We start from the raw sequence: 11,800 nt of genomic DNA on the forward strand, positions 1-11,800 counted from the left end.
TGGCTTTTGCCATGCGGTTTTTGCAGCAATTTACAGGTGTTCACAAATACCGGCGAGAACCTCAATGGATTTTTCCACGCCCAGCTTGCCGGAGTTGATGGCCACGTCGTAGCTGTCGGCCGCGCCCCAGTCGTTGTCCGCGTAGAAGTTGTAGTAATTGGCACGCTGACGGTCCGTCTTTTTGATGAGGGACCGCGCGGCGTCTTCCTCTACATTGCGCACGCGGGAGATGCGCTGGATGCGCAGCTCCATAGGGGCGTGGATGAACACCGAAAGCATGTCCTTGCGCCCGCGCAGGATATAATCCGCACAACGGCCGATGATGACGCACGAATCCTTTTCAGCCATATCGCGGATGGTATTGCTCTGGAACAGGAACAGCTTGTCGTTGGTGAGGTAATCGTTGTAATTGGTGAAATTCATGGCCTGTCCGTGCGTACCCATGGACAGGGAGTACAAAAAGCTGTTGGTGGGCTTTTCGTCCGCCTTTTCAAACAGCTCTTCTACGATGCCGCTCTCCTCGGCCGCCTTTTTCAGGATCTCTTTGTCGTAGAACCGGATGCCCAGCTTTTTGGCCAGGCCCAGCCCAATCTCGCGCCCGCCGCTGCCGAACTGCCTGCCGATGCAAATGACCAAATGCTTCTCCATAAAAGTACAGCCTCCCCTTGAAACGGATTCGAAAGCGGTCCGCCTTCTAGGGCAAGTATACCATATTTTGGCGCGGAGTTCTAGTTCTCGGGCAGAAAGAATTTCGGCGCGGCTTTGCACAAAATGACGGCGCACACGGTGGTGATGAGCAGTTCGGGCAGCATGTAGCTGCCGTTATAGATAAAGCTGTACAGCCAAACGGACATCCCCCTCGCCCATTCGTAGCTTTCCTGGTAGCTGCCCCACAGAAGCGCGCCGGACAAAAAGCTGCACAAAAAGCGGATGACGCACACAGCGGCGGTGCCCGCGGCTACGCCCAGCAGATGGTTTTTGAAGGGCTTGGCGATAACGCCCGCCAGGCCCAGCAGGGTGAAAGCCAGCACGTAGTCCAGCAGAACGACGCCCACAAACGCGGCCACAGTGCCGGCGGGAGGCGCGTAAAAGCCCAGCAGCATCTGCAAAAGGCTGTTGACGAAGCCCGTGGCCAGGCCCCACTTCACGCCGTGACGGAACGAGACGAGGATAAACGGCAGCATGGACACCAGCGTAACGCTGCCGCCGAAGGGCATTTCGAAGATCTTGATCTGCGCGAGTACGGTGCCCACCGCGATCATCAGCGCGCATTCAACAAGCGTTCGGGTGCGGGAATACGATTTTGTTGCCATAGAGAAAAACCCCTTTTTTATGTCGTAACATAAAAACAGGCGCGTCCGCAAACTGCGGGCGCGCCAAAGTTTCCCAATTGCGCATTTCTGCGCCAAAACTTCCTACGCCGGCATTACCCGGATCAGGTAAAGGGTTCATGCACACGCGTACGCGTACAAATCTCAGCCTTTCGGCACCCCTGTTTTTATGTCCGTATGTATTATAGGCGCTGGCGGCGGCGGTGTCAACCGTGTTGAGCGTATTATTTTTCCGGCAGGACGTACCGGGAACGTCAAAAAGGCATTTTTTTCGTATATCCTGCTTGGCAAGCCCGCGTGCGATATGGTATCATTCGCTTGGAAGGCCGCCCGCACAGCGGCGGCCGCCTGCGAAACCGGACGGGCTGTCTGCGGCTGCGGCGCCGTAAAAGGCCCGGTGGTGCCTTGGAATGGTGAACAGGGGAGGATTGCGGCTTTGAACTTCGTTTCGCTGCGCTTTTGTGCGTTTTTCGTTGCGGCGGTTTTTGTTTATTATGTGCTGCCGCGCCGCGCGCGGCAGCCATGGCTGCTTGCGTGCAGCTGCTTTTTCTATATGTGCTGGAATCCGGCCTATATTGTGCTCATCCTGTTTTCCGCGTTCAGCACCTATTTGTGCGGGCGTGCGCTGGCGGTATTGGGTGCGCCGGCCGCCGGGAACCGGGGCAGGCGCAGGGCGGCCATGGCCGTTTCGCTGGCGGCAAATCTGGGAATTCTGTTTTTCTTCAAATATTATAATTTTTTTGCGCAGAGTGCGAACGGTCTGCTGGCTGCGCGGGGCTTCCCCGCCGTACCGCTGCTGGGCGTGCTCCTGCCTGTCGGCATCAGCTTCTACACGTTTCAGGCGATCGGTTACACTGTGGACGTATACCGGGGCAGCGTGTCCGCCGAGCAGCGCTTTTGGCGGTATCTGCTGTTTATCTCCTTCTTTCCGCAGCTGGTGGCCGGGCCCATTGAACGCAGCGGCAATATCCTGCCCCAACTGCAGCTGCCTGCCCGTTTTTCCTACGAGCGGGCCAAAAGCGGCCTTGTGCTGATGCTGTGGGGTTATATTCAGAAAATGGTTGTGGCGGACAGGCTGGCGCTGCTGGCGGACACCGTCTATGCCCAAGGCGGCGCTTTGGGCGGCTGGGCCACGGCGACGGCCACGGTGCTGTTCTGCTTTGAGCTTTACTGCGATTTTTCTTCCTACACCGACATCGCCCGGGGCGCGGCGCGCATTTTGGGCGTGGAACTGATGGAAAATTTCCGCAGTCCGTTCCTCTCTCAATCCGTGGCGGAGTTCTGGCGCAACTGGCACATCAGCCTGTCCAGCTTTTTCCGGGATTACCTGTATATCCCGCTGGGAGGCAGCCGCAGGGGACTGGCGCGCACCTGTGTGAACACGATGGTTGTTTTTCTGTGCAGCGGGCTGTGGCACGGCGCGGCATGGACATTTGTGGCATGGGGGCTTTTGCACGGGCTGTACCTTGTGTGCGGCCGCCTGACGCTGCCCCTCCGCAAACGGCTGTATACGGCGCTGCGGGTACCCTATGGCTGTTTGCCCGCGCGGCTTTGGCGCACGGCGTGGACGTTTGCGCTGGTGGCGTTTTCGATGATTTTCTTCCGCGCCGGCGGCATGGACGCGGCGTTGAGCATGGTGCGAAGCCTGCTGCGCCCGGGCGCGTTCCCGGGCCGGGAAGCGGTGCTCGCCTGGGGAATGGACGGGCCCGACCTGTTGCTTTCGGCTGTGTGCGCGGCGGCTGTTGTTTTGTGCGACGTGCTGCGGCGGCGTTGGGGCAGCCTTTCGGCGCGGCTGCTGCAAAAGCCGCTGGCTGTGCAATGGGCCGTGCTGCTGGCGGGGGTGCTCACGGTGGCGATATTCGGTATGTACGGCGAGGGCTATGTGGAAAAGCCGTTCATCTATTTCCAGTTCTGAGCGGGGGAGGGCGTAAACATTGGGGAAAGGACCGGTCTCAAAGCAGACGCGCGGCCTGCCGCCGCTTGTCCGCGCGCTGGCGTTCGGGTGCATCCTGCTGGCGCTGCTCTTGTGTACGCAGGAGGTGCTGGCCCCCAAGGGCGGGTGCATCGACGGCTTTTATGCCGAGCCGGAGGATACCATCGATGTGATCTTTCTGGGCAGCAGCCATGCCAACGCGGCGTTTGCGCCCGCGCAGATGTGGCGCGAGCAGGGTTTCACGGGGTATGTATTGTACTCCTGGAGCCAGCCGATGTGGGTGAGCTACCATTACGCGGTGGAGGCGTTCAAGCGGCAGACGCCCAGGGTCGTGGTGCTGGAGGGGTTCGGGCTGTGCTATGGCACCACCTATATGACGCCTGCGGACGTGGACGGCACCTCGGACGATTATTCGCTGCGCATCCCGCCGTCCCTCAACCGCGCGGCGCTTGCCGTCGCCATGAGCCGGTGCCAGCAGAGCTCGCCGCCGTTTTACCGCTATCTGCCGATGCTGCGCTACCACACCCGGTGGAAGAGCCTGACGGCGGAAGATTTCACCTGGTTTTTTCAGGATCATGCGACCACGGGAAAAGGCTACGGCCCTTTACAGACGGTGGAGGAATTCCCCGTGCCCATACTGGAAGGGGAACCGGAGGAAACGCCCATCTATCCCCAGGCTGAGGAATATCTTTACAAGCTTATCGCACTTTGCAGAAAAAAGGATGTGCCGCTGGTGTTCGTGGTGACGCCCTATGAGACGAGCGGGGCCGAGTACGGCGTGTTCCGCCGCGCGGCGCGCATCTGCGCGGAAAACGGTGTGCCCGTGCTGGATTACAACACGCCCGGTGGGCGGGATATCGGCTTTGACTATGCAACGGACCTGGCCGACCATGCCCATGTGAACACCGCAGGCGCGCAAAAAATCAGCACGGATCTGGCGGCTTATCTGGCGGAGCATTACGGTATGCCCGACAAGCGCGGCGACGCGGCCTACGCGGCGTGGGACGAGGCGGCAAGGATGGAGCACCGGGACGCACAGAATATAACGTTGCGCTTCACGCTGGACATGGCCGAATATTTCCGCCTGCTGATGCAGGATAAGGACTTGGCAGCGGTCATCACGACACAGGGCGACGCCACGGAAGCGGATCCCTCCGCTCCGCGCGCAGTGTTCAGGCAATGGGGGCTGGACACGTTGCCGCTGGAACAAAGCGGCATGCAGGGCCTATATGTGGTGGACGGCGGAAAAGTCGTGTACCAGAAGACCGGCGCCGGCCCGCTGGAATACACGCTTTCCTGGGGCGGGCACGATGTGACGCTGCGCAGCGCGGCGGACAATTCCTCCACAACCGTGGACGGAGAAGAACAGAGCCGCAACCGTCCGGGCGTCAATGTGCTGGTGTACGACAAGGTGCTGGACCGCGTCATCCAGTCCATCAGTTTCTCCACGCTCCACGCATACAGCGGATATACGGCATGATGCAGAAGGCGGCCGGACGTGCACTGTGCACGCCCGGCCGCTTTGCTTTGTTATGGAGGGGACGCCCGCCTATGGCGCGCGGGTGTTTTGCCAGGTAATGGCGATGTGCGCGGCAGCAAACAACACGGAAAAGAAAACCAGCAGCCAGTGGCGCAGAAAAAGGCCGTTCAGCAAAAAGATCAGGCAGGGCAGCACAGCCAGCGGCAGCGCGTACCGGGGCTTCGCGGCGCGGAAATACAGCAGCCAGAATACCCAGTACAGTACGAGCAGCGCACCGGTGCCGGCCAGCCACGCGATGAAGCCTTCCGTCGAGGCAAAACCGAATTCCGTAAGGCCGGCGTGGAATATCATCAGAAACATGCATCCATAGCGGCCTGCCTGTTCAGCCAAGCCGAGGATGCGGCTTGTGCGGGGCGGTTGCGTGTTTTTGTTTGCGGCGGCGTATACGGCGTTGGGAATGAGCAGCAGCAACACGATGCCAAGGCCGAACCAGCTGATCCAATTCATAGGCGAATTCCTCTTTTATGGGCTAAAACAGGCGCATCATCCACTCCGTGCAGAATACCACGCCGCAGGCGGCCAATGCCACAGGCAGCAGAGCCGCGCCGCGGTAAGCCAGAAGCACAGCCGCGGCGAAGCCCACGGCGGCGGAAAACACGCTGCCCGTGCTCTCAAAGATGGCGGGCACCGTCATTACGGCCAGCACGGCGTAAGGAACATAGAACAGAAAGCTTTTGATAAAACGACTGCGCAGCTTTTTGCGCAGCAGCGCCAGCGGCAGCATGCGTATGAGGTATGTTACGCCCGCCATTACCACGATGTACAGCCAGATGGTCTTTGCATCCATTTACGCCACCTCCCCGTCTGGTGCTCCGGAAGGCTCGTCCGGCACCGGCGCGGCCAGCGCGCCCAGGCCCGCCGCCAGCACGGTGCAGAGGATGATGGAAAAACCGCTGGAAACCGTGTTCAGCACAGGCACCCAGTGCATGGCGCAGCTGAGCGCGACGGCCAGAGCCACCACGCCCAGCACGGCGCGGCTCTGCTTTGCAACGGGCACCACGATGGCGATGAACATGCCGTAAATGGCGATGGACAGCGCGCTGCGCACCGACGGCGGCAAAAAGCCGCTGGCCACGGCGCCGCACAGCGTGCCCAGCGCCCAGCCGCAGTAAGGCGCGATCATCACGCCGAACAGATAGCGCTTGCCCACCTCTCCCTTTTGCCCGGACGCCACGGCGAACACCTCGTCCGTCATCATAAAGCTGAACAGCATGCGGTCGATGAGGCCGACGCGGCGCTCCAGCTTTTGGGAGAGGGAAAGGCTCATCAGGGCATAGCGCAGATTGATGACGAGCTGTGTGAGCGCCGTTTCAAACAGCGTGCCGCCGCCGAAAATGAGGGAAAGCCCGGCGAACTGCCCGGCGCTGGTGACGTTCGTCATGCTGATGGCCACGGCGGCCCACACCGGCAGGCCGCCCGTCACGGCCATCATGCCGAACGTGACGGAGACGGAAAGATAGCCCAGGCCAATGGGCACGCCGTCGTGAAAGCCCGCCCAGAAAGAATTCTGGACGGGCGCGGTGGTTTGCTGTATCTGCTGCAAGGGGAACACCTCGAAAAAAGAATGGGGCGGGGAAGGGGTTATTTGAAGAACAGCCCGCCCAGCTTGCCCTCCGGTGTGTAGGAGAGCGTAAAGGTCACCGCGGCGTTTTCATATTTTGCCTGTACCACGGCCACGCCGTAGCCGTCCTTGCCGCCTACGGTCGTTTTTGTGATGGAATCGAACGCGCCGGCGGCTTCCAGCACCGGCTGCCATACGGCGGCAAGGTCCTCGGCCGTCATGGCGGAGGTCATCTCCTCTGTCATTCCGGCGAACAACGCGTCATAGTCCTCGTCGTTCAGCTGCGCCACGGTCTGCGCCGCGGCGTCCGTCACGCTTTCCTGCGTCAGGCCGTCGGGCAGCGGCGCGGCGCCGCACCCGGCCAGCAAAGCCAGGCTTAAAATCAGGCACAAAGCAAGCGATAAAGTGCGTTTCATACCAGTTCCTCCAATGTTTCCTGTTTGATGGTTTTTTTGCCAGTGCGGCAGACGTCCTGCAGGCAGCACACCTCGCACAGAGCCTTGCGGGCGGTGCACACCACGCGTCCGTGCATCACGCAGCGGTGGCAGAAATCGTTGGACTCCTCAGGCGGCAGGACCTTCACCAGCGCGCGCTCCACCTGCACCGGGTCGGTGGTGTCCGTCACGAAGCCGATGCGGTTTGCCATGCGGATGCAGTGGGTGTCCGCCACGACGGCGGGCAGGTGGAAGATATCGCCCCGGATGAGATTGGCGCTTTTGCGGCCCACGCCCGGCAGGCGCAGAAGATCCTCCATGGCCTGGGGCACTTTGCCGCCGTATTCCCGCAGCAGCATGTTTGCCATGCCGGCAAGGTCCCGCGCCTTGCTTTTGCCCAGGCCGCAGGGCTTGATGATGGCCTCTATGGCGTCCGGCCCGGCCGCAGCCAGCGCCTCCAGCGTGGGATATTTGGCAAACAGGTCCTTTGTCACGATATTCACGCGGGCGTCGGTGCATTGGGCCGAAAGCCGCACGCTGACAAGAAGCTGCCACGCGTCGTCATAGGCAAGCGAGCATTCGCTCACGGGGTATTCCTTTTTCAGGCGCTCTACAATGAGCCTGGTATCTGCTTTTGTGCGCAAAAAGACGCCTCCCTGTTGCACGGCGGCCGCCCCGCGCGCTTTCGCGCATAAAAGAAAGCCGCCGATAAATTGATATTATGATAGCACATTTCGTCCAAAAGCAAAAGGGGGAACGTCTGTGCCGCTGAAAATTCAGCAGTTTAACAGGCTAAAGCGTCTTGTGCGCCGCGCGCGGCGGGTGTATAATCTATAATTGGGAAGAAGGCGGGGAAAACCGCCGCAGGAAGTAAAACAGTACAGGAGGGCACACCCATGTTCAAAGAAATGATGGACACCATCGGCTTCGTCACACAGGCCGACCCCGAGGTCGGCGCGGCGATGGAGGCCGAACTCAAACGCCAGCGGGGCAATATCGAGCTGATCGCCTCTGAAAATATCGTCTCGCCCGCGGTAATGGCCGCCATGGGCAGCGTGCTCACCAACAAGTACGCCGAAGGGTATCCCGGCCACCGCTACTACGGCGGATGCCAGTGCGTGGACGTGGTGGAGGACATTGCCCGCGACCGCGCGTGCAGGCTGTTCGGCGCCGAGCACGCCAATGTGCAGCCGCATTCGGGCGCGCAGGCCAATCTGGCCGTTTATTTTGCGCTGCTGAACGTGGGCGATACCGTCCTGGGCATGGATCTTTCCAACGGCGGCCACCTCACCCACGGCAGCCCTGTGAACATGAGCGGCAAGAACTACAATTTCATCGCATACGGCGTGGACGAAAACGGCTATCTGGATTATGCGGATCTGGAGAAAAAAGCAAAGGAGCACCAGCCCAAAATGATCGTCGCGGGCGCTTCGGCCTACTCCCGCACCATTGATTTTGAACGCATCGCGAAGATCGCCAGGGAAAACGGCGCGCTGTTTATGGTGGATATGGCGCACATCGCGGGGCTTGTGGCCGCTGGCCTGCACCCGAACCCCGTGCCCTATGCCGACGTGGTGACAACCACCACCCACAAAACGCTGCGCGGCCCCCGCGGCGGCCTGATCCTGTGCCGGGAGGAGTACGCCAAGGCCATCGACAAGGCTATTTTCCCGGGTACCCAGGGCGGCCCGCTGGAGCATATCATCGCGGCCAAGGCCGTGTGCTTCGGCGAAGCGCTGAAGCCGGAATTCAAAGAATATCAGAAGAATATCGCAGAGAACGCCCGCGTGCTGGCCCAAGCGCTGCTGGACGAGGGGCTGGGCCTTGTTTCCGGCGGCACAGACAACCACCTGATGACCGTGGACCTGCGCGGCACGGGCGTTACGGGCAAGGAGCTGGAGCGCCGTCTGGACGAGGTGCACATCACAGCAAACAAAAACACCGTTCCCAACGACCCGGAGAAGCCTTTCGTTACCTCCGGCGTGCGCATCGGAACGCCCGCTGTCACCACCCGCGGCTTCGGGCCGGAGGAAATGCGGAAGATTGCAAAATGGATCGCGGCCTGCACCTTTGATTTTGAGGCGCAGAAGGAAGCCGTCGCCGCCGAGGTAGCCGCCCTGACGGCCCGTTTCCCGCTGTATGAGTAACAACAGCACGCAGACAGAAAAAAGCTCCGGGTGCGGCGGAAAGCCGGGCCCGGAGCTTTCAGACTATTGAAAAAGGCAGAGAAGTAAAAGAAATGTCTGGGGAAAAAGCTTGAAAAAGGGGTGGCGAACCCCTTTTTCATTTAAAATAACCCCGCGCCGTGCGCGGCGAACGGGGCCGCAGGCCCTGTTCGTAGGCAGCTTGGCGCAAAAGCGAAGCTTTTTCGACAAGCTGAAAGCTCCGGGTGCGGCGGAAAGCCGGGCCCGGGGCTTCTTTGTGAAAAACGGACAGGGGAAGAGCCGGTCACTTGCGGAAGATATCCACCGCATGGCTTGTAATGCCCGCCAGATCCGCGCGTTCACAGGTGGCGAAATGGTATTTCAGATACAGGGCGAAGGAGTCAGCGTCCATCGCGTCGATCTCGTCGCGCAAAAGCAGGGCGCAGCCGTCGGAGGCCACATAGTGCAGCCGCGTTACAGGGAACACGGACATCAGCTCATCAACATCCTCTTTGCGCACCAGCTCGAACAAATCCTTTGGCTGGGAGCTGGCGGCAAACGTCCGGGCGTCCAGCAGCCCGTCCCGCACATATTCGGCAACAGAGATATTGCCGCGGCGGAAGCCCTCGTCCAGAAGGCAGCCGTCGGAGATGACATAAGCGGCAAAGACAACGCCGCCCGGCTTTGTGACGCGGATCGCCTCCCGCAGCGCCCGGCGCTTGTCGTCCTGAGTATACAGATGATACAGCGGGCCGAGCAGAAGCGTGACATCGTAGGCGTTGTCCGCAAAGGCGGACAGATCCAGAGCATTGCCCTGTGCGATGGTGACGCTTTCCCCGGGACGGGTGTTTTGGCGGAAAACCTCGATGTTGTGCGCGACCAGCTCCACCGCGTCCACGGGATGCCCCCGGCGCGCCAGCGCGTGAGAATAGCGGCCCGTTCCGGCGCCGATCTCGAGGACTTTGTCGCCGTGCTTGAGATATTTCTCGATGTAGCGCATCGTGGTGAGAAATTCGACGCTGCCGTGCTGAAACAGCAGGCGGCTGTCCTCGTCGTAATGGTTGTAAAAATTGTTCAGATATTGATTTGCTTCCATGCGGCACCTCCTTACAGAGCCAGTCGTATTTGGTCTCTATTATAGTATGGGGCATGGAGCGAATCAAGAAAAAGTTTCCACGGCCGGGCGCGGAGGAGGCAAGCGGCAGGAGCGGCCCGCCCCGGGGCGGTTATTCTACCGCGCGCAGGCGCAGTGCCATCACGGTTACGTCGTCGGGCATGTCCTGCTGCTTTTCCCTCGCCGCGCGGGCCACCGCATCCGCCAGCTTTTGGGGCGCGTCGTCCGCGTGAGCCACGAGCTGCGCGCGCAGCCAGGAGGCGCCCGGAGCCAGCGCGCCATCGCTCACCAGCACAGCGGTATCGCCGGGGGAAAGGCACAGCAGCTCCCGGCGGCCCGTCACGCTGCCGAGAATGCCGATGGGAAGCGTGTCGCCGCTGTAAACGGCGGCCTTACCGTCCCTTAATAGAAACGAAGCCGCGGCCCCCGCCTTGTACAGCACTGCGTCCCCGGTGTACAGGTCGATGGAAAGCGCGTCCAGTGCCACGGCGCTTTCGTCGTCGCTCTTCAGCGCCAGCGCGATGTTCACCAGCCGCGCCGTGCTGGCGCTTTCGAACCCGGCGTGCAGCAGCTCTTTCGTAAGGGAGGCGGCCAGCACGCCGCCCACCGCCGCCGCCTTACCGGTGCCCATACCGTCGCACAGCACCGCGTGAAAATGGCCTGTTTCATCGGGGAAGGCCTGTATCGCATCGGCGGATATGTCGCCGCCGGCGGGCAGGGCGCAGACGGCGCAGTCCACGGCAAAGCGGGGCCGTTCACGGAACAGCAGCTTGGTCACCGTGCCGGAATGGATGCATTGGGCGGGCGCGAAGGTGCGGCGGCACAGGGTGGAGACCTCATCGGTGATGACCTTCAGCTCGTCGGCCGTGAAGGACAGGCGCGGCACGCATACGGTGGCCGTCACGCGGCCGGAAGCGTCCTGGGCAACGGTGGTCTCCAGCGGCTCCAGGCCGATCTCCGAGAACAATTGCTCCAGCCGGCGGGCCTTGCGCTTGTCCGGAACATCCGTCTGGTACACCTGCCCGGCCAGCTCGGCCAGAGCCGCGGCCAGGGCGCTGTACTGTTCGCACAAAGCGGCGCGCGCCGCGCCGTCGTGTGTGCGTGCCGCCCGCCGCGCAGCCTGTTCGGCGGCGGCCACATTGATGGCGTTGGCCAGCCGAACAGGTGTCTGGCACCGCCGCTGCAAAACCGGGGGCAGGTCCGCCGCGGCCACGCCGTCGGGCATGGCAATGAGCGGAGAAAGATTGTTGAACGCGTCGTAGGTCTCGCCGGCGCAGTCCACCCAGCAATACAGGCGTTTGCCGCAGGCCTTGCAGCAACGCTCCGCCACGGCGTCGCACAGGTCGGCAGTGGTCTCGCGCCGGGGCGGCAGCCGTTCGCATACGGCCTGCACGGTGTCGCCCACGGCGCACAGCGCGCCGGACACAGCCTCCAGCCGCCCGGAGAGCGTGGTGAGCGCCGCTCGTGAGGCAAAGGGGGCGGACGGCGGCGCGGCGGGAACACGCTGGAACAGTCCGGCGGGCAGCAGGCAGTACGCCGCGCCCGCAATGCAAAGCTCCACGGCCAGCTGCAGCCCCGCGTTGTTGCCGGGCGCGCAGGACACGCCCACCAGCCCCGCGCCGCAGAACACCAGAGCCGTCACCGGGCGGCTGCTGCCTGTGAACAAGCCAGCGGCAAGCCCGCCTGCCGCGATGCCAAGCCCGGCATACAGGTTGGCGGGGTCCGCCGCGCACAGCGCCGCCA

General features: G+C 61.9%; 12 protein-coding genes and 1 riboswitch. Of the genes, 3 read left to right on the forward strand and 9 right to left on the reverse strand.

What is annotated here, in order from left to right:
- Positions 1 to 30: 30 nt before the first annotated feature.
- Together IIY41_RS08995 and thiT are read right to left on the reverse strand one after the other, a co-directional pair.
- A complete protein-coding gene (locus tag IIY41_RS08995) occupies positions 31 to 648 on the reverse strand; it encodes a cytidylate kinase-like family protein (protein ID WP_009322038.1) in 618 nt (205 codons plus the stop codon).
- 80 nt (positions 649 to 728) lie between these two features.
- Positions 729 to 1,313 (reverse strand): energy-coupled thiamine transporter ThiT, encoded by a 585-nt coding sequence (thiT, locus tag IIY41_RS09000; RefSeq protein WP_009322039.1) that lies wholly within the window; start codon positions 1,311 to 1,313, stop codon positions 729 to 731.
- 82 nt (positions 1,314 to 1,395) lie between these two features.
- Positions 1,396 to 1,504: riboswitch (TPP riboswitch) on the reverse strand.
- Between the two features lie 263 nt (positions 1,505 to 1,767).
- Between thiT and IIY41_RS09005 the strand changes: the two genes are divergently transcribed.
- Together IIY41_RS09005 and IIY41_RS09010 are read left to right on the forward strand one after the other, a co-directional pair.
- Positions 1,768 to 3,246 (forward strand): MBOAT family O-acyltransferase, encoded by a 1,479-nt coding sequence (locus tag IIY41_RS09005; RefSeq protein ID WP_195839746.1) that lies wholly within the window; start codon positions 1,768 to 1,770, stop codon positions 3,244 to 3,246.
- Positions 3,247 to 3,265: 19 nt separating this feature from the next.
- The gene (locus tag IIY41_RS09010; protein ID WP_287400433.1) at positions 3,266 to 4,744 is read left to right on the forward strand and encodes an SGNH/GDSL hydrolase family protein; all 1,479 of its coding nucleotides are present in this window, start codon (positions 3,266 to 3,268) and stop codon (positions 4,742 to 4,744) included.
- A 69-nt stretch (positions 4,745 to 4,813) separates the two neighbouring features.
- On the opposite strand, the gene IIY41_RS09015 is transcribed toward IIY41_RS09010, so the two are convergent.
- Genes IIY41_RS09015 through IIY41_RS09035 form a run of 5 tightly spaced genes read right to left on the reverse strand, consistent with a single transcriptional unit; the run spans position 4,814 to position 7,443 of the window.
- Positions 4,814 to 5,251: a hypothetical protein gene (locus tag IIY41_RS09015; protein WP_055079533.1), complete on the reverse strand. Its 438-nt coding sequence runs from the start codon at positions 5,249 to 5,251 to the stop codon at positions 4,814 to 4,816.
- Positions 5,252 to 5,273: 22 nt separating this feature from the next.
- On the reverse strand, positions 5,274 to 5,591 hold the full coding sequence (locus IIY41_RS09020) for an AzlD domain-containing protein (protein ID WP_009322046.1): 318 nt from the start codon (positions 5,589 to 5,591) through the stop codon (positions 5,274 to 5,276).
- Positions 5,592 to 6,347: an AzlC family ABC transporter permease gene (locus IIY41_RS09025; RefSeq protein WP_287400436.1), complete on the reverse strand. Its 756-nt coding sequence runs from the start codon at positions 6,345 to 6,347 to the stop codon at positions 5,592 to 5,594.
- Positions 6,348 to 6,385: 38 nt separating this feature from the next.
- Entirely contained in the window at positions 6,386 to 6,781 is a 396-nt protein-coding gene (locus tag IIY41_RS09030; RefSeq protein WP_009322051.1) for a DUF3887 domain-containing protein, read from the reverse strand.
- The gene (locus IIY41_RS09035; protein ID WP_009322053.1) at positions 6,778 to 7,443 is read right to left on the reverse strand and encodes an endonuclease III domain-containing protein; all 666 of its coding nucleotides are present in this window, start codon (positions 7,441 to 7,443) and stop codon (positions 6,778 to 6,780) included. Before IIY41_RS09035 ends, IIY41_RS09030 begins: the two co-directional genes overlap by 4 nt.
- A gap of 252 nt (positions 7,444 to 7,695) precedes the next feature.
- Between IIY41_RS09035 and glyA the strand changes: the two genes are divergently transcribed.
- On the forward strand, positions 7,696 to 8,946 hold the full coding sequence (gene glyA / locus IIY41_RS09040; protein WP_058723379.1) for a serine hydroxymethyltransferase: 1,251 nt from the start codon (positions 7,696 to 7,698) through the stop codon (positions 8,944 to 8,946).
- 301 nt (positions 8,947 to 9,247) lie between these two features.
- Here the strand turns inward: glyA and IIY41_RS09045 are convergent, their stop codons facing one another.
- Positions 9,248 to 10,039, reverse strand: a complete 792-nt coding sequence (locus tag IIY41_RS09045; protein WP_287400438.1) for a class I SAM-dependent methyltransferase — start codon at positions 10,037 to 10,039, stop codon at positions 9,248 to 9,250.
- A gap of 130 nt (positions 10,040 to 10,169) precedes the next feature.
- A partial coding sequence (locus IIY41_RS09050; RefSeq protein ID WP_040909740.1) for a SpoIIE family protein phosphatase occupies positions 10,170 to 11,800 on the reverse strand: 1,631 nt, incomplete at its 5' end.

Origin of the sequence: Ruthenibacterium sp. (assembly GCF_017421385.1) — a bacterium.
Taxonomy (GTDB): domain Bacteria; phylum Bacillota; class Clostridia; order Oscillospirales; family Ruminococcaceae; genus Ruthenibacterium; species Ruthenibacterium lactatiformans.